The sequence below is a fragment of the Ascidiimonas meishanensis genome, assembly GCF_037782385.1.
GTDB classification, from domain to species: Bacteria; Bacteroidota; Bacteroidia; order Flavobacteriales; family Flavobacteriaceae; genus Ascidiimonas; species Ascidiimonas meishanensis.
The window spans coordinates 302,236-326,714 of record NZ_JBBEXD010000005.1; the positions used below are offsets into that span (position 1 = coordinate 302,236).

General features: G+C 33.5%; 20 protein-coding genes and 1 tRNA gene. 12 read left to right on the forward strand and 9 right to left on the reverse strand.

Annotated elements, in window-relative coordinates:
- The first annotated feature begins 18 nt into the window (after positions 1 to 18).
- Together WBG07_RS11570 and WBG07_RS11575 are read left to right on the forward strand one after the other, a co-directional pair.
- Entirely contained in the window at positions 19 to 3,225 is a 3,207-nt protein-coding gene (locus WBG07_RS11570; protein WP_340201466.1) for an efflux RND transporter permease subunit, read from the forward strand.
- A 237-nt stretch (positions 3,226 to 3,462) separates the two neighbouring features.
- Positions 3,463 to 3,651 (forward strand): YgaP family membrane protein, encoded by a 189-nt coding sequence (locus WBG07_RS11575; RefSeq protein ID WP_340201468.1) that lies wholly within the window; start codon positions 3,463 to 3,465, stop codon positions 3,649 to 3,651.
- A gap of 168 nt (positions 3,652 to 3,819) precedes the next feature.
- On the opposite strand, the gene WBG07_RS11580 is transcribed toward WBG07_RS11575, so the two are convergent.
- From WBG07_RS11580 to WBG07_RS11595, 4 genes are all read right to left on the reverse strand, one after another.
- Positions 3,820 to 4,011, reverse strand: a complete 192-nt coding sequence (locus WBG07_RS11580) for a hypothetical protein (protein WP_340201469.1) — start codon at positions 4,009 to 4,011, stop codon at positions 3,820 to 3,822.
- Positions 4,012 to 4,660: 649 nt separating this feature from the next.
- Positions 4,661 to 5,326 (reverse strand): response regulator, encoded by a 666-nt coding sequence (locus WBG07_RS11585; protein ID WP_340201472.1) that lies wholly within the window; start codon positions 5,324 to 5,326, stop codon positions 4,661 to 4,663.
- A gap of 11 nt (positions 5,327 to 5,337) precedes the next feature.
- Positions 5,338 to 7,284: a tetratricopeptide repeat-containing sensor histidine kinase gene (locus WBG07_RS11590; RefSeq protein WP_340201474.1), complete on the reverse strand. Its 1,947-nt coding sequence runs from the start codon at positions 7,282 to 7,284 to the stop codon at positions 5,338 to 5,340.
- 82 nt (positions 7,285 to 7,366) lie between these two features.
- Positions 7,367 to 7,528: a hypothetical protein gene (locus tag WBG07_RS11595; RefSeq protein ID WP_340201476.1), complete on the reverse strand. Its 162-nt coding sequence runs from the start codon at positions 7,526 to 7,528 to the stop codon at positions 7,367 to 7,369.
- 381 nt (positions 7,529 to 7,909) lie between these two features.
- Here WBG07_RS11595 and WBG07_RS11600 point away from each other — a divergent pair, with 381 nt between their 5' ends.
- The gene (locus tag WBG07_RS11600; protein ID WP_340201478.1) at positions 7,910 to 8,611 is read left to right on the forward strand and encodes a hypothetical protein; all 702 of its coding nucleotides are present in this window, start codon (positions 7,910 to 7,912) and stop codon (positions 8,609 to 8,611) included.
- A 21-nt stretch (positions 8,612 to 8,632) separates the two neighbouring features.
- Here WBG07_RS11600 and WBG07_RS11605 read toward each other — a convergent pair whose 3' ends face one another.
- From WBG07_RS11605 to WBG07_RS11615, 3 genes are all read right to left on the reverse strand, one after another.
- The gene (locus WBG07_RS11605) at positions 8,633 to 9,733 is read right to left on the reverse strand and encodes a hypothetical protein (RefSeq protein ID WP_340201480.1); all 1,101 of its coding nucleotides are present in this window, start codon (positions 9,731 to 9,733) and stop codon (positions 8,633 to 8,635) included.
- 249 nt (positions 9,734 to 9,982) lie between these two features.
- On the reverse strand, positions 9,983 to 11,185 hold the full coding sequence (locus tag WBG07_RS11610; RefSeq protein ID WP_340201482.1) for a histidine phosphatase family protein: 1,203 nt from the start codon (positions 11,183 to 11,185) through the stop codon (positions 9,983 to 9,985).
- Between the two features lie 62 nt (positions 11,186 to 11,247).
- Positions 11,248 to 12,564: a phosphoglycerate mutase family protein gene (locus WBG07_RS11615; RefSeq protein WP_340201484.1), complete on the reverse strand. Its 1,317-nt coding sequence runs from the start codon at positions 12,562 to 12,564 to the stop codon at positions 11,248 to 11,250.
- Positions 12,565 to 12,853: 289 nt separating this feature from the next.
- Here WBG07_RS11615 and WBG07_RS11620 point away from each other — a divergent pair, with 289 nt between their 5' ends.
- The 8 genes from WBG07_RS11620 to WBG07_RS11655 all read left to right on the forward strand — a co-directional run bounded on the left by WBG07_RS11620 (position 12,854) and on the right by WBG07_RS11655 (position 21,792).
- A complete protein-coding gene (locus tag WBG07_RS11620; RefSeq protein WP_340201486.1) occupies positions 12,854 to 14,014 on the forward strand; it encodes an alpha/beta hydrolase-fold protein in 1,161 nt (386 codons plus the stop codon).
- Positions 14,004 to 15,416: a leucyl aminopeptidase family protein gene (locus WBG07_RS11625; protein WP_340201488.1), complete on the forward strand. Its 1,413-nt coding sequence runs from the start codon at positions 14,004 to 14,006 to the stop codon at positions 15,414 to 15,416. Before WBG07_RS11620 ends, WBG07_RS11625 begins: the two co-directional genes overlap by 11 nt.
- Before the next feature lie 10 nt (positions 15,417 to 15,426).
- On the forward strand, positions 15,427 to 16,635 hold the full coding sequence (locus WBG07_RS11630; protein WP_340201490.1) for an ATP-grasp domain-containing protein: 1,209 nt from the start codon (positions 15,427 to 15,429) through the stop codon (positions 16,633 to 16,635).
- 13 nt (positions 16,636 to 16,648) lie between these two features.
- Positions 16,649 to 17,365, forward strand: a complete 717-nt coding sequence (locus WBG07_RS11635) for an alpha/beta fold hydrolase (RefSeq protein ID WP_340201491.1) — start codon at positions 16,649 to 16,651, stop codon at positions 17,363 to 17,365.
- A gap of 83 nt (positions 17,366 to 17,448) precedes the next feature.
- Positions 17,449 to 18,549, forward strand: a complete 1,101-nt coding sequence (locus tag WBG07_RS11640; RefSeq protein ID WP_340201492.1) for an ATP-grasp domain-containing protein — start codon at positions 17,449 to 17,451, stop codon at positions 18,547 to 18,549.
- Between the two features lie 11 nt (positions 18,550 to 18,560).
- Entirely contained in the window at positions 18,561 to 19,661 is a 1,101-nt protein-coding gene (locus WBG07_RS11645; protein ID WP_340201494.1) for a carboxylate-amine ligase, read from the forward strand.
- A 104-nt stretch (positions 19,662 to 19,765) separates the two neighbouring features.
- Positions 19,766 to 20,602: a type 1 glutamine amidotransferase gene (locus WBG07_RS11650; protein ID WP_340201496.1), complete on the forward strand. Its 837-nt coding sequence runs from the start codon at positions 19,766 to 19,768 to the stop codon at positions 20,600 to 20,602.
- Entirely contained in the window at positions 20,602 to 21,792 is a 1,191-nt protein-coding gene (locus WBG07_RS11655) for a hypothetical protein (protein WP_340201497.1), read from the forward strand. The genes WBG07_RS11650 and WBG07_RS11655 overlap by 1 nt, the downstream gene beginning before the upstream one ends.
- Positions 21,793 to 21,825: 33 nt before the next feature.
- Here the strand turns inward: WBG07_RS11655 and WBG07_RS11660 are convergent, their stop codons facing one another.
- Together WBG07_RS11660 and WBG07_RS11665 are read right to left on the reverse strand one after the other, a co-directional pair.
- On the reverse strand, positions 21,826 to 23,331 hold the full coding sequence (locus WBG07_RS11660; RefSeq protein WP_340201498.1) for a hypothetical protein: 1,506 nt from the start codon (positions 23,329 to 23,331) through the stop codon (positions 21,826 to 21,828).
- A 5-nt stretch (positions 23,332 to 23,336) separates the two neighbouring features.
- On the reverse strand, positions 23,337 to 23,879 hold the full coding sequence (locus tag WBG07_RS11665) for an RNA polymerase sigma factor (protein WP_340201500.1): 543 nt from the start codon (positions 23,877 to 23,879) through the stop codon (positions 23,337 to 23,339).
- Between the two features lie 259 nt (positions 23,880 to 24,138).
- Between WBG07_RS11665 and WBG07_RS11670 the strand changes: the two genes are divergently transcribed.
- Positions 24,139 to 24,210: transfer RNA gene (locus tag WBG07_RS11670), tRNA-Arg, on the forward strand.
- Positions 24,211 to 24,479: the final 269 nt, after the last annotated feature.

The following is a 24,479-nucleotide window of genomic DNA, read 5'->3' on the forward strand; positions in this document are numbered from 1 at the left end:
CGTAAACAACAAGAAAAAATGAAAGATGGTTTAGCAGGAAAAATAGCAAAGAGCTTTATAAACTCAAAGCTTACAGTGCTACTGATGATTGTTTTTATGGTTATTGGGGTGTACAGTTCATTTCTTATTCCAAGAGAAGAAGAGCCACAGATTGATGTTCCTATGGCCGACATTTTTGTAGGTTATCCTGGAGCCAGTCCTACCGAGGTAGAATCTCGTGTAATAAAACCGTTAGAGAAGTTAATCTCAAATATTAAGGGCGTGGAATACGTGTATTCTACATCAATGAAGGAGCAGGGAATGGTCATTGTTCAATTCTATGTAGGCGAAGATATTGAGCGTTCGTTTGTAAAACTTTACAATGAGATTAACAAGCATATGGATATCATGCCTCAGGGAGTAACCTTTCCTCTGGTAAAAACAAGAGCTATTGATGATGTTCCGATGCTTGGTTTAACCTTATGGAGCAAGAATTATGACGATTATCAATTAAAACAAATAGCAGAAGAACTCACCGATGAAATTGAAAAGGTAAATGATGTTGCCATCACTAAGAAAATTGGAGGTCGAAGCCGTCAAATGCGTGTTGTCTTAGACAAGGATAAGTTGGCTGCTAGCGGACTGGATTTTCTTTCGGTTGCGGAAATGATAAGAGCTAACAATCAACAACTAAGTGCTGGAAGTTTCAACAAAAATGATACTGAGTTTTTAGTAAATACAGGGGAGTTTCTAAAAACGGTTGATGACGTAGAAAACTTAGTGGTGGGTGTACAGCAGAAACAACCCATTTATTTAAAACAAGTAGCTTCTATTGTTGATGGGCCAGAATTACCCCAAAACTATGTGTCTTTAGGTTTTGGTCAGGCCAGTGAGTATGCTATAGAATACCCATCAGAATATCAGGCGGTAACCATTTCTGTAGCAAAACGAAAAGGGGCAGATGCCATGAAGATTTCAGATATTATCCTCAGCAAGGTAGAGCAGCTTAAAAAAACACTGATACCAGACGATGTACATGTGGAAGTCACAAGAAATTACGGTGAAACAGCATCACAGAAAGTATCAGAATTATTAATGCACTTAATTGGTGCCATTATAGCTGTTACCTTGGTGGTAATGTTGGCTATGGGTTGGCGTGGAGGTCTTGTGGTCTTTTTATCGGTGCCCATAACATTTGCCTTAACCTTGCTTAGCTACTATGTGCTAGACTACACATTAAACCGAATTACCTTGTTCGCATTGGTATTTGTAACAGGTATTGTAGTAGATGATTCTATCATTATTGCCGAAAACATGCATAGGCATTTCAAAATGAAACGCCTACCATTTAAGCAGGCAGCCTTATACGCCATAAACGAAGTTGGTAATCCAACCATTCTGGCAACCTTTACGGTGATTGCTTCGGTATTACCCATGGCTTTTGTTTCTGGGTTAATGGGGCCATATATGAGTCCTATGCCTATAGGGGCATCTATTGCAATGCTATTGTCTTTATTTGTTGCCTTGACTATTACACCTTATTTAGGATACCTGTTTTTGCGTGTAAAAGATAAAAACGGGAGTGTTAAAGTTAATGATACAAACGAGGTTGAGCAGACGCAGTCTTCTTTTATCTATAGAATTTATAATAAGTTAGAGAGACCACTTTTAGAAAATAAGACCAAACGTTGGATTTTTTTAGGAGTTACAGTTTTTCTATTATTAGGTTCTTTAGCTATGTTTTTCACCAAATCTGTTGCTGTTAAAATGCTACCTTTTGATAACAAAAATGAATTCCAAGTAGTTATAGATCTGCCAGAAGGTTCCACATTAGAACGAACTGCAGTGGTAGCAAAAGAAATTGCACAGTATTTGGCTCTAAGACCAGAAGTGGTTAATTATCAAAGTTACGTAGGTACTTCGGCACCCATTACTTTCAATGGGTTAGTTCGCCATTATGACTTACGTGGTGGAAGCAATATGGCAGACATCCAAGTGAACCTTACAGACAAACAGGATAGAACTGCTCAAAGTCACGATATCGTAAAATTAATGCGACCTTCTATTCAGAAAATTGCTGAAAAATTCAATGCCAATGTAAAACTTGTTGAGGTGCCTCCAGGACCCCCAGTCTTGTCAACTATCGTAGCAGAGATATATGGTCCTGATTATGAGAAACAAATTAAAGTGGCAAATGATGTAAAGAAGATCCTCAAAAAAACGGTAGACGTAGTAGATATTGATTGGATGGTAGAAGACGATCAGATTGAGTATGACTTTATTATTGATAAGGAAAAAGCCATGTTATACGGCGTTACGCCTAAGCAAATTGCCTACACTATGAATATGGCGCTGTCTAATGGTGCTGTCACTACACTCTATGACGAGAATTCCTCTGAACAAATTGAATTAGTGCTAGCGTTAGATGAAAAGGAAAAGTCAACTCTATCAGATATTTCACAGATTAAAATAAAGTCTAATCAAAATAGTATGGTATCGGTAGGAGATTTGGTGTCTATTGAGGAGCGTACTAAAGCGAAAAGTATTTTTAGAAAAAATCAGAAACGGGTGGTTTATGTAATGGCAGATATGGCAGGTAAGCTTGAAAGCCCTGTATACGCCATCTTAGGAATGGAAGAAAAATTAAAGGACATTAAACTGCCTAAAGGTTATGAATTAGAAGAAAAGTATTTGGATCAGCCTGAATTTGAGGATAATTATACGGTAAAATGGGATGGAGAGTGGCAAATTACTTTAGAAGTATTTAGGGATTTAGGAATTGCTTTTTTAGGGGTTATTATTATCATCTATATGTTAATTGTAGGTTGGTTTCAAAACTTTAAAGCTCCAATAGTAATGATGGTTGCCATTCCATTATCAATGGTAGGTATTGTAATTGGTCATTGGCTAATGGATGCCTTTTTTACAGCTACGTCTTTTATCGGTATGATTGCCCTGGCGGGTATCATGGTTAGAAATTCAGTGCTGCTTATTGATTTTGTTAACATACGATTAAAAGATGGAATCCCTCTTAAAGAAGCCGTTATTGAAGCGGGTGCTGTAAGAACAATGCCCATTTTGCTTACCGCCGGAACTGTAGTAATTGGTGCGTTTGTTATTTTGTTTGACCCTATTTTTCAAGGGTTGGCTATATCATTAATGGGGGGTACCATAGCATCTACGGTCTTAACTCTGTTAGTCGTTCCATTAGTGTATTATTTAATTGAACGTAAAAATTATAAATAGTATAAAATCACATAGAGATTGGTAGCTATAAAAGTGAAGATTCTTTGTTGATGACAAATAGTTGGCTTCTAAGTGATTTATAACTGAGTCACGAATCCACTTTCTTTTAAAGATAACGATAAGATTGGTATGTATTCAAAATGATCAAAAGGGTTAAATGATAATTTAGAAACCAACAATCAAATCAGGACTGTGCTAGGGTCCATTCAAAGCATTTTTAAATTAAAAAATAGTAAAATGAAAAATAGAATTGTACGTGGAATTGCAGGAAGTTTTATTCTTATAAGTTTAATATTAGCTATCTATGTAAATATTAATTGGTTATGGTTTACCGCTTTTGTTGGGGCCAACCTTTTACAATCCTCCATAACAAAATGGTGCCTTATGGATGATATTTTGACCAAATTTTTTAAGGTTAAAGACTAAAAGTGAAGCATACCTAGATCTCATTCTTTGGATTATACTTATGATGTAATCTCACATCAAGATTTATTGAATTTTTTGGGAATTCACTTTTAAAAATAACAAACAAAAAAAAGCTACTTTAAAGAAGTAGCTTTTGTAGATATTAAAATTCATTTTTTATTAATATTTCTAGCAAATTCCGCAAGAAAAGCAGTTGGTTTCATAGCTATCACAGCCACCATTAGTATCTGGACCGGGACAAATAATGACAGTTTCAGCATTACAGACTCTAAGTGTTCCTCCTGAGATAGAATTAGTTGCCTTAAGATTTGCTACTTTACGAACATTCAATTTTAAATTCTTTAAACTTTTTCTTTTCATAATTTCTTTTTTATTAAATGTAAGTAAATATTACTATAATCATGTTAATTAAATTATAATATAAAAAAGAAAAATAATATATTTAGACATACCATGTAAAACACTTTTCAGGAAGAAACTGACAAGACTATACAATCATAGAATAATTACGAGATTATCTTAATAAATTAGTTCGTTATTTTTAAATAGAAAAAGGTATTCTTCTTCTTGTCTTGGTGTCGGTTTTTCATAAACAATATCTACACAAATATGTATGTCTCAATTATCAACTGTTGTGGTTATAAGCACTTATATTCAAAAAGATATTTAAATATCTATTTTTTAATGATTAGCTTTTATAGATAAAAATATGCCAGTACTAGTTATTATAACCAAACATTCAAATATTTAGCTAAATCTGGAAAGGAAAAGCTAGAGGAGAATGGATAACAGGAATGGTTAGAGAATAAAATAAAGTTTCTTATTGAATACTCTCTCAAATGTACCTAAAAATCCATACGAACCTGTACCTTTTGTTATTTTAGTTATACTTCAATTAGTAGCCTGTTATATTACCACATTTTAAAGGAAAGAAAGTTGATCTACCTTGAAATTTTCGCAAAATCCATTACTGGATTAATTTAATAGCAACTAGATAATTAATGCATAGTTAAATAAGCCCCAAATCTTTTACAACTGCTATTAAATGAGTTGAATTAGTTGCATTGAAATGTGATTTCATTCGATTGATCTTTTTTTCAATACTACTTAAACTAGAAGGTGTAATTTCTTCGTTTTTCAACTTTTCTGCGATTTGTTCTTGTGTATGCCCGGTTGCTAGAAAGTTTAGTAAATCAAGATCATAGGCATCAATTTGCAGGCTATTAGTATTGTGTAATGCACCAGATACCTGGGGAGATAGGAATCTATTTTGAGCATATACAGCAATTATAGCTGTTTGAAGTTCTTTAAGACCTTTCCTTCCTTTACAGACATAGGCATTTACATGATAAATATCCATGAGTTTTCGTACTGTTTGCATTTTATCTTCTACAGAATAGACAATAAGCTTTAAATAAGGAGATTCTTTTTTGAGTTTTTCAATTAAACCTACTCCCGACTTGATTTTTTGAACTCGATGATCTTTTACAAATGATAAGTCTGTGATGCACAAATCATAAGGTTCTTTTTCAAGTTCTGCTTTTCTAATTTTTAAATACGCATCATCACAATATTGAACATAATCTATATGATCAATATGAAGTTCTTTTAAAATTTTTTTTACGCCCTCACTGATGTTATCAATGTCCTCGGCAAATAGAATCTTTTGAAACATAATTAGTTTGATTAAAGAGGAAAATTCATATGGACCTTTAATCCTTTTCCTTGGTTGTTTTCAAAATTAAGAGTTCCTTTTATCGATTGAGTACGGGTTTCCACAATTTGGAGTCCATTTGACGAAATCATTCTGTTTTTTGGAAAGCCTATGCCGTTATCACTGTATAGAATTTGGACATTTTTATGGTTTATTGAAAATCTTACAAATACTTGAGTTGCTTTGCTGTGTTTTTTCATATTTGTCATTAATTCTTGAAGAACCCTATAAACCACTTGCTTTTTGATTTCATTTATGGTTTTCCAATTGATGTTTTTAAGGCCTATAATAGTTAATTTAACTTCTCTTGCCGCATAAAATTCTAACAACGCCATTAATTCGTCTGGATATTTGTCTCCCGTATTTATGATGCCTGTTTCTCTAGAAATATTTCTTGCTTTGGTATACACATCGTCTAGTTTATCTACTAAGGCAGTATTTTCTTCCTTCTGCTGAATAACAGTCATTACTTGATAAATACCATTGGCAATTTCATCATGTACCTTTTTAGATATCCTATTTTCAGTCCGGTAAATTTCTTTGATTTTTTCTCTGCGTGATCTTATAATAAGAAACCAAATACTGCTAACACCAGAAATCAGGAATAATAAGGCTCCAGCTACAGTTCGCAAATTTTTATGGCGTTCTTCAATGAGGCGTAATCTGTTTTGAGTGTTTCTAATTTTTAATCTAATGTTTTCTTCTTGTACTAAACTATTATCATATTTAATTTTTGAAAAATATTCAAAATCGCGAATTCTAACCTTTTTAATACTATCTGAAATTTTCGTATATCTTTTTGCGCAGACTTTACTTTTGTCTGGAGGTAAAAGGGTAATTAGTTTACTTAGAGCTTCCAATTGATCTTCTGAATTATTAATAGCCTTTGCAGTTTCCAGATGCTTTTTTATGTATTGAATTTGTTTTTGCGGATCTTTATCACTAAAAAAATGGGCTAAATGCGCATAATTTGCTTGCAAGCCTTCTAAGTCATTTTCCGAAATTCTAATTTTTAGTGCTTTCTCAAGTTCGGGTAAAATATTTATTTCGTTATTAATAAGCCATTTACTATAAGCAAGATTATCAATCACTTTGGCTAAAAGGCGAGGTTCTTTTTGAAGTATTTTTTCATTGAGAATAGGTTCTAAAATAGTAATCACTTTAGTATGGTCACCATTAAACCGGTGTACTACCGTAATATTATTAAGTATTCTCAAACTATCTATTTTGTTAGAAACATGTTTTAAAGCATTGCTGTATTCTTGAAGCGCATTGCTATACAATCCTTGTTTTCTATAGCTTATGGCAATAGTATTATGAGCAACATAAATATTATTTGATCGATTTAAAGGGGTAAGATATCGCAATGCTTCTGTTGCATCTGCTTGACAACCTACAAAATCGCCAAATTTTTCCTGAATTATAGCCATTTCTTTAAGCCGTTTGCCAATGTTTAAACTATCATTGATCAATAAAGACCATTTTTTTGATTCAGATGCATATTTAAAAGCGAGTTTTAGATTGTTTTTATAATCATTAATAATACTTTTTCTATAATTCCCTCTTGCGATATATGCAGTGTCTTTTAATCTAATAGCATGATAAATCAGACTATCAGAAATAGAAAGAGATTGATTATAGTTTTTTAGTTTGTTTAAATAAAATATTTTGTAATCAAGAAAAACTAGATAGAGGCTATCATTTTTACTGGTAATGTTTATTCCTTTATCAATAAAAGGAAGTAGCTCTTTTGCAGAAAGAGTATCCTTTAAACTTTTAATTTTTTTTAATTGAATTGCTGATTTGGATGGTGGTAAAACAGCTGCTGCAGAATTGGTTTGCTCGCATGCAATAAAAATATTTGATAGTGATAACAGAAATAAAAATAATAGCAGAATAAAAAAATAAGGTCTTTTCATAAAATGTAAAATATGAAAAAAGAAAAAGCTACGGAAAAATTTTCGTAGCTTTTTGTAAGTGATTTATCAATATAAATTATACTCAGGGAGTATCTTCATTTTTTGTTTCATGAGATTCATCACCTCCTTCATCACTTAGTTGATTTTGATACAGTGTATCTATTTCAGAAGTATCCCGTTCTGAGCAGGATATGATCATCGTGTTTACTAACAAAACTATGATAATTAATAATAACTTTTTCATTTTTCTCCTTATTTAAGATTTGACATAAGGGTGATGGCCCTGAAGTTTTCAGAGTTGTTTCTTTCTATCACCCACATTTTGTTTTCGATGTAAATCGAATAAGGAGCGCTCCTTTTATTTTGAGAAGTAGAAAAAACCTTCAACAGGATTTAAAAATGACCTCTCATACCACTTTTAGCACCATGTATTACGGCTTTCCGTAAAATCCGGTTAAACAGTTTTGTTATGTTAGCTAAACATAACAGAACATGTTTCTGAGTTTGAATTAAAAGGATATGAATTGTTTAAAAGCAGACAGACTCTTGACAGATTCTTGACATTTTTTTGACATGAAAAGAAATATTGTGATAAGCAAAATTTGAAAGAATCAATAGAGGGCAGATGAATGTAAATATTTGGATTCAAAAATTAATGAAGCAGGTATTTGAAAAGGCTAGAAAAGATTCATTGGAGTCTACCGCAGATGGTTTAGCAAAGTACCTTAACTATCACTTTCAGGATGAATTTGACATTGCTATTAGTACTAGAAATTTTACTAGATATTATAATGGGTATATCAAACAAAAAATTAAAAAAATTAAACCTGGTAAACCTATAAGAGATGCACTTAGTAAATATGTAGGATACGATAGTTTTGAAGATTTTGTAGTAGAGAATGAATCTGAAAATGATAAAAAATACAGGAGGATAACGATCAAATACCGGAAGTTTAAAAGAAGAATATATTTTCTTGTGGGACTTAGTATGGTTTTAGGATTTATGCTAACATTATTTGTGGTGAAATATTACAAAAGAAATTGTATGGTATGGGTAGAAGACCATTATGAAAAAGTAAGATGTTCTGGAGATCTTTTAGAGAGTAAGATAGATGAAATTAAATTGGAAAAGTTTAGAAAAGTAAAGGTCTGTGATACAACAGCATTTTTTAAAAATGGACAACCAGCTATTTGGTATTCAAAAGAAGATGGTCAGCTAGAATTTTTCACCTACCCAGGCTTGCATCCTATAACAAGTAAAACGCTGGACGATATCACCTTCTATATGATAGAAACTTATAAATTAAGAGAAATGAAATGTGATTAATACATAAATAAAAAAAGATAATTAGTTTAAAAGTATTTTGAAAGGAGAAAATGGCAACTCTATAGCATCAATAAGTTTTTTGTTTTTATCAAAAATCATAATTCCTTTAGTACCTTCCAAATAGTCTGCAGTAAAACCTACAAGAAATACTTCATTTGTAATGTCATAAACAACTGCTAATGGTAAAAATCTTGTTTCTTGCAATGGTTCAAAAGAAATATTGATGTTTGAGTTTACATCAATAAAAGTATTTTCTTGTGTATTAATATCAAAAATACCTGGATAAAAACGTAAAAAACTGGGCTGCGCAGCTGGATAACGATAATAAACTATGTTATTATGTATAATTGGCTCAGTAAGATTTCCAAAGCTAAGGAATGGGGGTATGGTGCCTAAAGTCCGAGTCTTGATTTTGTTAAATGTTGTTAGATCGTATTCAAAATATTTTTTAGAGTTTTGAAAAATGGAGAGATTTCCATTGGTGTTTTTGAGAATAAATGGAATGTCTTCATAAACAATAGTATCGTCAACAGAAAGAGTATTAATATTAAAAACAATTGTTTTATAAATCCCCTCATCAACAAAACTAATAAACAACTTTTGATTAAAGTACATGGGCAATCCGGTCAAAGATGCTCTAGAAATAGTAGCCAAGAGTATGTCATTTACTTCTTTATTTTGGCGATCTATTATTCTCACATACACTTGCCCAGAACCAATAGGTTTTTCATATCCAACATAAATATGTTGAGGTGAATGTACATTCCATATCAAAAATTCATTTTCTTCAAGGCTAAAATAAGATTCATATTTTTCAAAAGCTCCGGTGCTTAAATCTTTTTGGGATGCACTAAATTCATTCTGATTTCTATCATAAAAAGAAATTATATTATCAGCAAAAGTAATTCCCTGAAGGGCAGATCTATTGAGTCCAAGCTCATCGGTTAGACTAATTGTAGAAGCTTGATTAGTTGAAGCATCAAAAGAAAATTCGTAAAAAGTACCTTCTTCTTCTCCAATTGCAATGAAATTAGATAAAGCTTTTTCATTTTCTTCATTGTCTGAACTACACGAATTCAAAAAAAGAAGTATGAAAAATACATAAGAGAAGATTCTTTTCATGGGATGGGGTTTTTTGATGATAATCTATGAATATATGAAATATCTGGTTACGTTTAAGCAATAAGGTCAACAAATTAATATTATCTTAATTATTATAATAAGAGAAGTTCTCAGAATTTGCCTACAAGAATAAATGGTCTTATGAAAGCGTTTTTTTATGAAACTTAATGAGCTGAAATTTCTGGCTCAAGAAACTTGATTTGAACTGTTCAGTGCTTAAAAATTAAATCATTCATCAAATTTTTGTAGTTAAGGCGTTCTTGCGGGTTTCTGTTTTTTAGAGCTTTCATTATTGGCTGATAGCATAGGGCTATTAGCTCTTTTTCTTTCTGTAGTTAATCGTTCAGGTAATACGGCAAAGGCTTCAAAAGATGTTGAGGAAGCATTTGTAGCTACACCAACTTTAACATCTTCTTCGGAGTTGTTCTGTGTTTCAACTTTTTCAGGTAATACAGCCTTTTTTTGGTCAACCCCCAAAGTATTCTCCGAGATTACACGTTCAATATCCTGATTGAACTGATGGGCAAGTTCGGAAAGAGCATCCTCAATCAACCCGAAATTTTGATCTTTTAAAAGATTTTCTGATGGAGTCAGTAGACTTAATGAATCATCAAACTCCTGTTTGGAAGTTTCATCCATTTCTATCTTTTCAATAAGGTCTACTTTTAGTAGGATTCCATTCTCGTCAAAAGAAATATTTAGATCCCAAAGGGCTGAGTTTTCTATTTTTCCAACTTTATTAGGAAAAAATTCGTTTGAAAATTTTTCCATAATACCTCCATGAATTAAAACAACTGGTATCCCTTCATCACTTTCCTGTTTAAGTTGTTTATAAACTTTTTCAAGTCCCTTTTTGGTTCGCTCTACTACTTGTTTATCAGATTCTCCACCTTTCATTACTTGGTCTACATCAATTTCATCATCTAAGACAGTATAATTAGCATAATAAGATTTGTCTTGAGAGAATCGGTCAACATAGCGTCCTGAAGTTTCCATCAAATCTGGTATAATAAATACCTTTTGGTCAGCTTCTTTAAAATTATCTAATACACCTTCTAACGAATTTATGGTTCTTGCAAATGGAGAAGAAAATGCGGTTGTGGAAATCTTCAATTGTTTTTTATCTAAATAGGCTTTTAAAACTTTGCCAGAATGTGATGCTTGAAGCGTGCCTTTCTCAGTAAGTGAAGGGTCAAAATAAGCGGTAGGATCAACTTTTTCCAAGAGATTGTAGGCAAGATCATCTCTTTTATCTCTGTACTCTTTTATTAGTTGATTAAATGCAGCATTTATCTCTGGTGTGTTACCATGTTTTTTTGTGATTTCATCTCTTAATTTTTGGAGTTCTTTCTTCCAAATGGCACTTATTTGTTTACCTGCAACATTATGCAAACCTTCGCCATGTCTGGACATTATAATTCTGATTTCAGTATCTTTTAGTGATTTTGGCATCTTTCTTGTTTTTAATTGTTTTTTTAAGTATTTACAGCAGAAGAAATCCCCCAAATTAATTTTTAAAGACCTGAAAGACCATTTGAGCAAGCATCGTAAAGGCGGTTGATAATGATTGTTATTTCAATTTTTGAGAGCTTATAACCGTAAATTTCAAAGAGTAAATCTTTAATATTGGAGATACTCATTCCTTTTTCATAAAGAGTAAGAATAATCCTTTCCAATGGAGTGATGGTATTTAGAAGATTCAAAATAGCTGTAGGTTCAAACTTGATGTGGTTGGTTGTTCTTTTGTTTTGGGAGCTATTTTTTTTTGGATTGTTATTTTTAATGGTTGTGGGATTAACAGCTAAGGTTTGCAAATGAGAAGCATCATCGCTTTTGGCATAGTTACAATTTTTAAGAGAATTATGATTGGTGGGTAGTTTGTTTATAATTAAATATACAATCTCTCGCTGTGCCTTTTTAGCAAGAATAGAAAGTGCCTCTTCAATAAGTCCAAAATCTTGCTCTTTTAAAATATCTTCGGATGGTTGAATAGTGGTTAACAGATTTTCAAATTCTTCTTTTTGGGCATCATTTAATTCAATTTTTTCAATAAGTTCGGCACTTATAAGATTCCCGTTAACATCAAAAGATAAGTTGAGATCCCATAAGTCAGAGTTTTCAATTTCCTGAATTTCCTGATGAATAAATTTGCTGGAGAATATTTCCATAATGCCTCCCTGAATCATTATAATAGGCACTCCTTTAATTTTATTACGTATAAGATGTTTATAAATTTTCTCAAGGCCTTTTTTGGCACGTTCGGCAGTTTGCCAATCAGTCTCTGTATTACATATAACTTTATGTACATCAATTCCACCTGCCAAAATAGTGTGATTACCACAAACTTTATTCAAAGAGAAGCGGTCAACATATCGACCAGAAGGTTCCATTAATTCAGGAATAATAAATATTTCAGAAGGAAAATCTTTAAAATTTTCTAAAACTTCTGTTAATGAGTTTATAGTTCTCGAAAAAGGTGATGTGAACGCATAAGGTGCAATGCCTAGTTGATGGTGAATTAAATAGGTCTTTAAAACCTTACCAGAATATTTTGCCTGAACTTTTCCTTTTTCGGTAAGATTTGGATCGAAATAAGCAGTGGGATCAACTTTTTCTAGGAGGTTGTAAGCAATCTCATCTCTTTTAGTATTATAATTTTTTACATGTTTGTCAATAATGTGATTTATTTCAGGAATGTTTTCAAAGTTTTTAAAAATGTGATTTCTCAGCTTCTCCAGTTCATTTTTCCAAATAGAACTTATTCGTTTGCCAGCAACATTATGCAAGCCTTCACCGTGTCTTGATATAATAATTCTAATGTCAGTTTTCATTTATTGTTTGGGCAGTTTTAGGTTCTAAATTGAATTTAAGTACCCCAAACAAACATTACCCCCTAAATAAAATTTGTGATATTCTTAAAAACTTTACAAAATATATAACATACCGTTTCAACCAGTTTTAGAAATAGCCAAGAAGCATTTGTTAAATTCATTTTATTTTAATTATTATTATTATTCTTAAAATAAAAGAGGATAATTCATACAATTTTTAAATAATACATAATGATACACTTAATAGCTATTATCTTTAAAATTTAACATCTTTGTAAAAAAAAGTAGCGTGTCAGATCTTAAGACCTTTCTTATTAAACTTACTTCTTTAGAAGAAGATGCCCGACCTGTATTTGTTGCAGGTAATTTCAATAACTGGAATCCCAAGCATCCAGATTTTGAGATGGTTAAAAAAGAAGATGGATCTTATGAGCTTTCAGTGGATGTAAGCAAATGGGAAAGAAAAAAAATCAAATATAAATTTACCAGAGGAGGTTGGGAAAATGTGGAGATAGATCGTTACGGTAATATTACAAAAAACCGTAAAGCCACTGTTTCCAAAGGATTTGTAGAAGAGGTAGTTGAAAAATGGCGGGTGAATTGGGCGCCATTTAAAAAAGTATTTTTCCCCATTGTAGAATTGGTTTCAGAAGCGTTTGAGATGCCTCAATTAAATCGTTCAAGAAAAGTATGGGCTTTACTTCCATATGATTATTATGAATCAGACAAAAGCTACCCTGTTCTTTATTTGCAAGACGCTCAAAACTTATTCAGCGAAGGCTCTGAATATGGAAATTGGGAAATAGATAAAAAGTTATCTATTCTAGCAGAATATGGAAGAGGAGATATTATAATTATTGCAGTAGAACACGGTGATGAGAATAGGCTCAAGGAATATATATTCGGCAGAAATCCATTAGTAAAAAGAGGAGAAGGTAAAAAGCATATTAGATTTGTCACAGACACGTTGAAACCATTTATAGATAAAAAGTATAGAACTTTATCAGGAAGGGAATATACGGGTATTGGGGGAAGTTCACTAGGAGGACTTATAAGTATCTACGGAGGTTTTCTATATCCAGAAGTGTATAGTAAATTAATGATATTTTCCCCATCTCTTTGGGCTGTGCCAGAAATAAGCTTTCCGATGCTTCAATTTTTCAATCCGTTTCAAACAAAATTGTATATTTATGGAGGCTCAAGAGAAGGTTCCAGAATGGTAGCGTATATTCAGGAGTTTGTGACTCGTATGCGCACCGAGAGTAAAGGAAGCCATGCAGATTTAAAGTTTAAGGTGAGCATTAATCCAAAAGGTGAACATACTGAGTTTTACTGGAGCCAAGAATTTCCAATAGCCCTTGAATGGTTATATTTCAATAGCAGAATGGATCCCCTAGACATAAAAGCGCTCAAAGAAAGAAAAAATAATTTAGCTGCGAATGATCAATAGTAAAATAACGGAAGGTCTTGATTCTTCTGGATTACAACTAATTTTAGTACCGGAAGAAGATGTTAAAAATACCTTACAGCTTTTTTTAGGGAATAAGTTACCACCTCTTTTTAAAGCTACCTATAATGAGATTCAACTATATGAAAAAGAAGAAACCTTATTTTTCTTAGTTGGAATAGGTAGTAAAACTTCTATTTCAGACATTCGTAATGTAGCGCTCAACTTTTCTGTTAAGTTTGGAAAAAAGATTCAGGAAAATGAATTAAACATTCATATTCCTAAAAGCTATACTATAAATCAAAGGCTATCTTTTTATAATGGTTTATTTTTAGGCGCATATTCTATTAAGGAAGAAAATGACCATTTTCTGTTTAGAAAAGACGTAGAAATAAAAGTAGCTACTACTGATTACGGAATAGCCAAAGAGGCAAAGGTTTTAGCAAATGCGCAGGGTATCTGTATGAATTGGCTTAATAAACCTGCAAATAAGAAGAGCGGTCCTGTAATTGCAGATTATGCAGTTAGAATGGCGAATCAATTGGGTTTTAAATGTACAGTATTAAACAGACAGCAGGCTACAGCAGAAGGTTTGGATGCTTATTTGGCTGTAAATCGCGCCAGTGAGTTTGATGCTTCCTTCATTGTACTAGAATACAAACATGATAAAGCAGTAAAAAAAATAGGTCTGGTAGGTAAGTGTGTCACTTTTGATACTGGTGGAATTTCCATAAAACCTTCTCAAAATCTTCATTATATGAAAAGCGATATGGGTGGAGCAACTGCTGTATTGGGCGCTTTTCATGCTATTGCAGAAATGCAATTACCTATACATGTTATTGGAATTCTTCCGGCAACAGATAATGCAGTTTCTGAAAAAGCATATCTACCAAGTGATGTCATCAACTCACACGCTGGAAAATCTATAGAAGTAATAGATACAGATGCAGAAGGAAGATTGACATTGGCAGACGGATTGTCTTATGTAATCAAGAAATACAACCCAGAGATAGTAATAGATATTGCCACGCTTACCGGAAGTGCTGTTCGTACATTTGGATATGAATGTGCGGCCTTATTTGGTAACAATGAAGAATTACTTAGAGATTTACATTTTGCAGGAGAAGCTTCTGGAGAAAAAGTTTGGCAATTGCCTATGTGGGAAACATATGCAGAAAGTCTCCATTCTGATATTGCAGATATTAAGAATTACAGTGGTAAACCTATAGCAGGTGCTATTGATGCTGCTGTATTTTTACAAAACTTTACCCATAACCATAATGCATGGGCACATTTAGATATCGCCGGAGTAGCTTTTGGGAACACCCCATTTGGAAAAGACAAAACAGCTACCGGTTATGGAGTTCATTTATTAATTGAATATATTAAAAGAATTATAGATTAAAAACGAGAACATGGCGCATACCATCATATGTATATCAAGCTATTATAAGGGGAGTGACTTTATGAGGGCATGTAAGGCTTTAGGAAATACGGTTTATCTTATTACATCAGAAAGTTTAAGAAGTGAATCTTGGCCTTGGGAATCTATAGATGAGGTTTTTTATATGGAAGAAATAAAGCCTTTTAAATGGAATCTAGATCACCTAGTACTGGGAATTTCACATTTAATGAAGTCCGTAAAAGTAGATAGAGTGGTCGCTTTAGACGATTTTGATGTAGAGAAAGCTGCTTTTATTAGAGAAAACTTTAGAATTCCAGGTATGGGGCAAACCACACAACGCTATTTTAGAGATAAATTAGCTATGCGAAAAAAAGCACTGGATGAGCAAATATTGGTGCCCCAATTTACAGCTATTTTTAATGATGACGACGTTAATTTCTATGCGGATCAAGTTTCACCCCCTTGGGTGCTCAAACCCCGCTCAGAAGCCTCTGCTTCTGGTATTATAAAGATACACTCCAAAGAAGAATTATGGCAAAAAATAGACAGTCTTGGTGAAGAAAGACATAAATTTTTGCTTGAACAATTTCGTCCCGGTAAAGTGTTCCATGTTGATACACTGGTTTGTAACGGGAAAGTAGTTTTTACATCAAGTTCTAGATATTTAGATCCTCCAATGGCAGTTTCTCACGAAGGAGGAGTCTTTAGAACCATGACATTAAACCCCAAAAGTGAAGATGGTATGGAGTTAAAAAGACTTAATAATATATTACTTAAAAAATTCGGGTTGTTTTATGGCGCGTCACACTCTGAATTCATTAAAGATAATGAAACCGGAGAATGGTATTTCCTTGAAACTTCGGCAAGAGTTGGAGGTGCTTATATTGCAGATATGGTAGAGGCATCAACAGGAATAAGTTTATGGAAAGAATGGGCTATAATAGAAAATAAAATTCTTGCAAATGAGTCTTACCAACTACCCATTAATACTTATAAAGCAGCTGGCTTGCTAGTATCACTTGCTAAAGAAAAGCATCCGGATACAAGTATATTCACAGATGTAGAAATTGTAAAACGATTACAGAAAGAATACCATGTTGGATTTGTTTTTAGTGCAGAAGATGAAGAAATCATTCAGGATAAACTAGATCAGTTTGCAACTATTGTCACTGAAAAGTTTTTAAATATTATACCTCCAACGGATACACCAACCAATTAAAGAAATCAAATTAATGGCGCAGATTCAAGAATTTCAATACTACTCAAATATTCTAGGAAGAGATATTGCAGTAGAAGTTACTGGTCACTGGGGGTATCCGGTTGTAATGTTTCCAACAAGTTATGGAAGTTACCTTCAAAATCGAGATTTTGGGTTAAACCACTCCGTTTCAAGTCTGGTAGAGGCAGGAAAGGTTAAGCTGTATAACATTCAAACCTTAGATGGAGAAACCTTTTATGGAAACCATTTAAACAGTGATCAAAAAATATACAATTACGATTTGTATATGCAATTTATCATCAAAGAATTTACTCCTTATTTGCAAAAAGAGAATAATTCACACCGTTTTGCGGTTGCAGGCTGTAGTTTTGGAGGATATCACGCAGCAAATGTAGCCTTTAGATTTCCAGATGTGGTGTCACATTTAATTTCAATGTCAGGAGCATTCAGCATTCGAAATTTCACACCTAATACTACTAATGATAAGGTCTATTTTAATTGCCCTAATGAATTTATGAAAAATGAAGAATCCTGGAAATACCATCATATGAAAATCATATTGGGTACTTCAGAATGGGATATTTGCAAAGACAAAAATCAGCAAATGGCTGCTATTTTAGCTCAAAAAGATATTCCGTATTGGTATGATGAAAAAAAATGGGCAGAGCATGATTGGCCTTTATGGAAAATGGCTTTTCCTGAATACATGAATTCCTGTTTTGGAAACTAAATCAAAATAAGGCTTAAACTTGCAGCGAAGCATTCATATTTTTAATATATTGAAACAAATCTAGATAATCAAAAAATAAAAGCGTGAAAAAAATAGGGATATTGTTTGGAATGGAAGATACATTTCCATGGGCATTCATCGATAAAGTAAATGAATTAGGAAAAGGTAAATTTTTGGCCGAACCAGTTTCAATTGATAAATTGCAGCAGGGCATAGATTATGGCTATCATGTAATTATAGATCGTATTTCGCAAGATGTGCCATTCTATAGAGCATATTTGAAGAATGCTGCCCTTAAAGATACTGCGGTAATAAATAATCCTTTTTGGTGGAGTGCAGACGAAAAGTTTTTTAACAATAGTCTGGCAGTTGAGTTGGGTGTGCCTGTTCCAAAAACAGTCTTATTACCTTCTCATGATAGACCAGAAGATACCTCAGAGACCTCTTTTAGAAACTTAAAATTTCCTTTAGATTGGGAATATATTGAAGATTATATTGGTTTTCCTGCTTATATGAAACCGCACGATGGTGGCGGATGGAAAAGTGTCTATAGAGTAGAGAGCTTGCAGGATATGTTTGATAAGTTATCTGAGACCGGGCAACTTGTGATGATGCTTCAAGAGGAAATTGTGTTTGATGATTACTACCGTGTCTATTGCTTGGGGCAGAAATATGTGCACATAATGCCATATGAGCCAAGAAATCCGCATCACCTCAGGTATGCTGCCACTCCAAAAACAGAAGGAGCAGTGCATAAAGAATTAATGAAAACTATTAAAGAGTATACCCTAAAGTTAAACAAGGCATTAGGTTATGATTTCAATACAGTAGAATTTGCTATCAGAAATGGAGTGCCTTATGCCATAGATTTTTGTAATCCTGCTCCCGATGCAGATATCCATTCTGTTGGGGAGGAAAATTTTGATTGGATTGTAACCCATGCGGCAAAGTTTGCTATTGAAAAAGCAAGAGCTCATAAAGCGGGTAAAAATAATTGTAGTTGGGGAAGTTTTGTGGAAGATTCCATTCCTTTGCCCGTCGTAAAAGTGCCTACGGTGAAAAAAACGCCAATGAAGAAAGTAACTATTAAGGCAAGGGCATCTAGTGAAGTCAAGAAAGCTCCAGCAAAAAAGAAAACAGTTGCTAAGAAGACTTCTTCAGCAAAGAAATCAACTAAGAAATAAAAACCTATCGTATGCATAAATTTACCATAGGTATAGAAGAGGAGTTTCAGGTAATTGATGCTGAAACTCGTGCACTAGTTTCTCATATGTCTAAAATTATAGAAGGAGGGAAAGTAGTACTTAAAGAACAGATTAAATCTGAAATGCACCAGTCTGTAGTAGAAATGGAAACGGGTATTTGTGAACACATCACACAAGCACGTGATGAAATTACCTATTTAAGAAGCAATCTTGTGAATGTTGCTAAAGAGCAAGGTCTTTGCATAGGTGCTTCTGGAACTCATCCTTTTTCAAAGTGGACAGATCAAAGTATCACAGATAATCCAAGATATGATGAGATCGTAAATGAAATGCGTGATGTAGCGCGTTCTAACCTTATTTTTGGTTTACATGTGCATGTCGCAATTCCCAGTAGGGAAGAAGGGATCCGGATTATGAATGTTGCAAGGTATTTTTTACCACACATCTATGCATTATCCACAAATTCTCCATTTTGGTTAGGGCGCGAAACAGGATTTAAATCATATCGTTCAAAAGTATTTGATAAATTTCCAAGAACGGGAATTCCTCCATTTTTCTCTAGTGTATCAGAATATGATGAGTTTGTGAACTTATTAGTCAAAACTAAATGCATAGATAACGGAAAGAAAATTTGGTGGGATATTAGATTACACCCATTTTATCCAACTTTGGAGTTTAGAATTTGTGATATGCCTTTACGAGTAGATGAAACTATTTGTCTTGCCGCAATTATGCAATGTGTAATTGCCAAGATATACAAACTCCATAAAAAGAATTTAAGCTTTAGAGGCTACAGGAGGGTTTTAATTAATGAAAATAAATGGAGAGCAGCGCGTTATGGGATAGACTCAAAACTGGTTGATTTTGGTAAAGAAGAAGAGGTCTCTTTTCCTGGTTTGATAAATGAATTAATGGACTTTATAGATGATGTTGTAGATGAATTAGGCTGCAGGAATGAGGTGAATTATGTTTATCAGATGTTAGAACAGGGTACTGGGGCAGATAGACAATTGCATGTATATCAACAAAATAATGGCGACCTTAATAAGGTGGTAGATTTTGTAGTGGCAGAAACTGCATACGGACTTTAATTTATAACAAGTTATATATATTTTAGTTGTTAAAGAAGTTAAAGTGCTTATTTTTACGACCTTGTTGAGTCTCACAAATTTCCGGCGCATTAAAGATTGAATGAATGAAGAAGCGAGCATTAAGAATAGCTATATTAGATATGAATAACAACGTTCCTAATCAGGGTTTACGTTGTATAAAAGCACATGTAGAACAGTTTCTTTCTAAAGACGGAGATCAAAACACGTATAAAGTATTTGATGTTCGTGCTAAAAATGAAATTCCAGACATTGCTGATTTTGATATTTTTATATCTTCTGGCGGTCCTGGAAGTCCACTTCCTGAAGGACACAAATGGGAATCTCTGTACACGAATTTCTTAAATCAAGTATTGGCTCATAATACTATGAATGAACAAAAGAAATATCTTTTTCTGATTTGCCATTCTTTTCTAATTGCTTGTTTGCATTGGGAATTAGCAACCGTTAATATGCGAAAATCCTATTCTTTTGGAGTTATGCCTGTTCATAAGACCGATGCTGGTAAGGCAGAATCACTGTTAAAACCTTTGCCAAATCCGTTTTATGTAGTGGATTCTAGGGCATGGCAAGTGGTACAGCCTAAAAAGAAAAAATTGGAAGCAATGGGGGCTAAGATTCTTAACCTAGAAAAAAAGAGACCCCATATTCCTTTAGAAAGAGCTGTGATGACTATTCGTTTTACTGATGAAATTTTTGGAACACAGTACCATCCAGAAGCAGATGCTGAAGGAATGCGGTTCTATTTTCAGCAAGAAGAAAAAAGACAACAAATTATAGATGAATATGGCGAATCAAAATATTTGGATGTGATAGCGCATTTAGATGATCAAGATAAGATTATGCTCACCCAAGAAGTGATCATACCCGGGTTCTTGAGAGATGCTGCGGATGCCATAAGAAACCCTAGAGTTTTTGCCTAATGAGGAGTAAGGTTCGCCACTGGTTTAATTCTGTTTTTTCAGATGATAAACATCATGCATTACTTCAACATTTTGAAGATAATTATCCCGGTCAATTAGGATATAGGGTTTCTGAATCTCCTATTTTTATCACAGACAACTTTAAAGAGCAACTGCTACAAGCAAGTGATCAAATACTGGAACAAGTACAACGTATTCCTGACGAAATTCTTTCAAAAGCAACCCCTTCTTCAATGCGAGTACCAGGAGATCACGGGAGACCACATTTTATGTCTATTGACTTTGGAGTCTGCGCAAATGATAAAGGTGAATTAGAACCACAACTTATAGAGATGCAAGCTTTTCCCTCTTTATTCTGTTATCAACTAGAGTTAGGAAAACAATACTTTAAACAATACGGTCTTGAAGAGGAACACAATTTTTTGTTTAATAACTTTACATCAGAAAGTTATGTAGATGCTTTTAAGAAGTTAATTATTGAAGATGCTGCACCAGAAAATGTAGTGATTCTTGAATTGCATCCTGAAAAACAGAAAACCCGTATTGACTTTGTGCTAACAGAAAAATATTTGGGCATTAAAACGGTCTGCCTTTCCAAGGTTATTAAAGAAGGAAGATATTTATTTTATGATAAGGATGGAATAAAAACACCCATTCATCGCATTTATAACCGGGTTATTTTAGATGAGTTACTTCAGTATGGCTCTTTAAGTACAGCGTTTAAAATGCAAGATGAAGTAGAAGTAACATGGGTTACCCATCCGGATTGGTTTTTTAAAATATCAAAAGTGATACTTCCATTACTTGATCATCCTAATGTACCTAAGTCTTACTTCGCCGATGAATTTCCAGTGGGTGAAGATTTACAAAATTATGTATTAAAGCCTTTGTACTCTTTTGCGGGACAAGGAGTTAAATTATCACCAAGTATAACGGATATAAAGAACCTGAAAACACCACACGATTATATTCTACAGAAAAAAGTAACGTATGCACCGGCATTTTTAGACACCAATAAAGAGTTGGCACGTGCAGAAATCCGCATGATGTATATTTGGCCTAAAGGTGCCAAAAAATCAGTTCCAGCTATTAACTTAGTAAGAATGACTAAAAGCGAAATGATCAATGTAGATCATAACAAAGCAAATACTATTTTTACTGGAAGCAGTATTGCTTTATTTGCAAAATAAAAACGATCATTTCTTTTTAATGGCTTTGAAGTGCTAGAATTTTAGTTTAAGCCCACCATAAATCCCAAAAGTATAGACATTAATATTGTTTGGATTATCCTTGAACGGTTTTAGCTGGTATTTAAAAACGGGTTCAACTGTAAACAGCCAGTTATTTGCAAAATTATAATAGATACCAGTACCTGCATTCAAACTAAAACTAATATCAGAGACTTCAGTAGCATTACCAATAAAAACGGATCCGGATGGTGAGGTAGCAAATACCTCATTTCTATCTAGCAACCAGGTACTAAACCCAGCAACTCCGGCAAACTCTAATTTACCAGTTTTAAACAAATAATTAACTTCTAAAGGAACTTCAATATAACTGAGTTCATGCTTGAGGTTAACTAGGCCAGTATCGTTAAATAGTTGGGATAACTGGGTTTTAGAAACTAGCCTTGGAGCTTCTATTTGATAACTTAATAAATCAGTAGCGTTATTATTATTATCAAACTCAGGAATATTTTTCGTAAGATATCCTAAGCGCAATTTGTTGGCACCAAAACGGAGTTGGAGCCTTTCAGAAGCTTTGTAATAAAAGAAAAAACCATAACCCATATTCCATGTCCCTTCAGTTTCATTTTCGCTTAGTGTTCCATCCAAAATAGAACCTTGTTTAAAGAAATTGTAATAAATAGTTGCTCCATGAATTGAAAAAGCCAAACGTTTCTTCTTGGAACCCTCTGTTATGAGGCTATCTTTTGATTTCTCTTTCTCAATTTCTGCAAGCAATGCCTTCTTTTTTAAATCTAAAGAATCCTTTTTCAACGAATCACTAACTAATTCGTTGGAAGTATTCTTATTATTTAGAGCATTCAAGGCACTTAAATTTTTATTTTTAGAAGTATCGCTACTTTTCTCTTTGGTTTTTGAACCTGAGTTTTGCAAAACAGTTTCTTTAGTTTTAATCGATTTTTTAAGAGAACTATTCACCTTTATTTCATTAAACGCTACTGTGTCAATATTATTTTTAGAGGCAGTTTTAGAATATTTTGGGAGGGTAGTTTTATTGGTTGAGGTACTTTTGGTTATTGTTGGGTGATTTAATGTTTGAGAAGTTGAAACCTGATTACTGGTTACCTTTATTTTTTGTGTATTCTTTGTTTCCTCATTCTCAGGAGTCGCCTTGTCAGCATTAATCTTATCGATATTTGGGAGGGTGTCTACATATTCATTGCTTTTTAAATAATTGTTGTTTACACTATTAAGAGTATCAGCTTCTAAAATAGTAGATACATTTATTTTATCACGATTGGTCTCGTTTAGATTTTCTGGAAGATCTGTTGTTTCAACAAGGGTTGAATAGTGCCAAATAACACTGCTGCCTATAATCAATAAAAGTACAAATGCAAGTCGGCTCCAAAGCCAAACCGCTCTTCTTTTTTTGTCCTTTTTGAGTTGGGTTTCCAATTGTGTCCAGAGTAAATTAGAGGGAGCTTTTTTCCCTTCTTCTAATGTTTCTTTAAACAATCTTCCTATGTCTTTTTTAGTTTCCATGTATTTTAGGTCGCTTGTTTCTTTTCAAGCACTAATAATTTCTCTTTTAAAATTGCTTTTGCTCGGTGTAAATTAGATTTAGAAGTTCCTACCGTAATGTTTAGGAGATTTGCAATCTCTAAATGTGTATAGTCATCCAGTTCATAAAGACTAAACACCATACGGTACTTATCGGGGAGTTCTTGAACGAGTTTTAACAGGGTATCTAAGGAATAAGAAAAAGCTATTACTCCTTCTGATTCCGGTTTTTCAATAGCCGTTACATCTTCATTAATTATGTCATAGACAACTTTTTTCTTATATCTATCTATGGCTTTATAAATTACGATACGTTTCATCCATCCTTCAAAAGAACCTTTTCCTTTATACTTTCTAATGCTTTTAAAAATGGCCATAAATGCCTCTTGTAAATTGTCTTCTGCCTCCTCTATGTTACCACAATATTTGAGACTCAGAAAAAACAGGATGTCTTTGTATTGCTTGTACAAAGATTCCTGAGCTTTTAGATCGTTCTTTTTGCAACGCTTAATAAGTGTTTCTAAGCTCAAAAGTGGAATATTCCTTTATTTAAGAGTTTAATTAGTTCTAATATTAAAAATTATAAATTGATTATCTTCTTATTTTGACAGTAAAGTTCAATAAACAGTCAAGTAAGTAGACTTACTATTTCATAGTCTATGAAATGAGAAAAGGGTTGCGTTAAATAGCCAGATAAAAAAGTATTCCTAAATTTGCGTTGGTATTGTTATAGTTCAATGGATAGCCCCGAGGAATCGGGGGAAGTTTCCCGAGACTATAAAATAGATTGGCCCCATAGTTCAATGGATAGAATAGAAGTTTCCTAAACTTTAGATCCAAGTTCGATTCTTGGTGGGGCTACGTAGGAGACGCACCAAACGTGCGCAGCACGCAAAGCATTTGCTTTGGAATGGGAGCTTGTCCCGATTCCTCGGGGATTCTTGGTGGGGCTACGTAGGAGACGCACCAAACGTGCGCAGCACGCAAAGCATTTGCTTTGGAATGGGAGCTTGTCCCGATTCCTCGGGGATTCTTGGTGGGGCTACGTAGGAGACGCACCAAACGTGCGCAGCACGCAAAGCATTTGCTTTGGAATGGGAGCTTGTCCCGATTCCTCGGGGATTCTTGGT

What these genes read in the sequence shown, in the direction of transcription:
- WBG07_RS11605 (WP_340201480.1), bottom strand. Translation starts at nt 9,733, where the DNA reads ATGAAAAGAATCTTCTCTTATGTATTTTTCATACTTCTTTTTTTGAAT.
- WBG07_RS11585 (WP_340201472.1), bottom strand. Translation starts at nt 5,326, where the DNA reads ATGTTTCAAAAGATTCTATTTGCCGAGGACATTGATAACATCAGTGAG.
- WBG07_RS11630 (WP_340201490.1), top strand. Translation starts at nt 15,427, where the DNA reads ATGGCGCATACCATCATATGTATATCAAGCTATTATAAGGGGAGTGAC.
- WBG07_RS11595 (WP_340201476.1), bottom strand. Translation starts at nt 7,528, where the DNA reads ATGAAAAAGTTATTATTAATTATCATAGTTTTGTTAGTAAACACGATG.
- WBG07_RS11575 (WP_340201468.1), top strand. Translation starts at nt 3,463, where the DNA reads ATGAAAAATAGAATTGTACGTGGAATTGCAGGAAGTTTTATTCTTATA.
- WBG07_RS11660 (WP_340201498.1), bottom strand. Translation starts at nt 23,331, where the DNA reads ATGGAAACTAAAAAAGACATAGGAAGATTGTTTAAAGAAACATTAGAA.
- WBG07_RS11645 (WP_340201494.1), top strand. Translation starts at nt 18,561, where the DNA reads ATGCATAAATTTACCATAGGTATAGAAGAGGAGTTTCAGGTAATTGAT.
- WBG07_RS11600 (WP_340201478.1), top strand. Translation starts at nt 7,910, where the DNA reads ATGAATGTAAATATTTGGATTCAAAAATTAATGAAGCAGGTATTTGAA.
- WBG07_RS11635 (WP_340201491.1), top strand. Translation starts at nt 16,649, where the DNA reads ATGGCGCAGATTCAAGAATTTCAATACTACTCAAATATTCTAGGAAGA.
- WBG07_RS11655 (WP_340201497.1), top strand. Translation starts at nt 20,602, where the DNA reads ATGAGGAGTAAGGTTCGCCACTGGTTTAATTCTGTTTTTTCAGATGAT.
- WBG07_RS11580 (WP_340201469.1), bottom strand. Translation starts at nt 4,011, where the DNA reads ATGAAAAGAAAAAGTTTAAAGAATTTAAAATTGAATGTTCGTAAAGTA.
- WBG07_RS11590 (WP_340201474.1), bottom strand. Translation starts at nt 7,284, where the DNA reads ATGAAAAGACCTTATTTTTTTATTCTGCTATTATTTTTATTTCTGTTA.
- WBG07_RS11650 (WP_340201496.1), top strand. Translation starts at nt 19,766, where the DNA reads ATGAAGAAGCGAGCATTAAGAATAGCTATATTAGATATGAATAACAAC.
- WBG07_RS11570 (WP_340201466.1), top strand. Translation starts at nt 19, where the DNA reads ATGAAAGATGGTTTAGCAGGAAAAATAGCAAAGAGCTTTATAAACTCA.
- WBG07_RS11615 (WP_340201484.1), bottom strand. Translation starts at nt 12,564, where the DNA reads ATGAAAACTGACATTAGAATTATTATATCAAGACACGGTGAAGGCTTG.
- WBG07_RS11625 (WP_340201488.1), top strand. Translation starts at nt 14,004, where the DNA reads ATGATCAATAGTAAAATAACGGAAGGTCTTGATTCTTCTGGATTACAA.
- WBG07_RS11610 (WP_340201482.1), bottom strand. Translation starts at nt 11,185, where the DNA reads ATGCCAAAATCACTAAAAGATACTGAAATCAGAATTATAATGTCCAGA.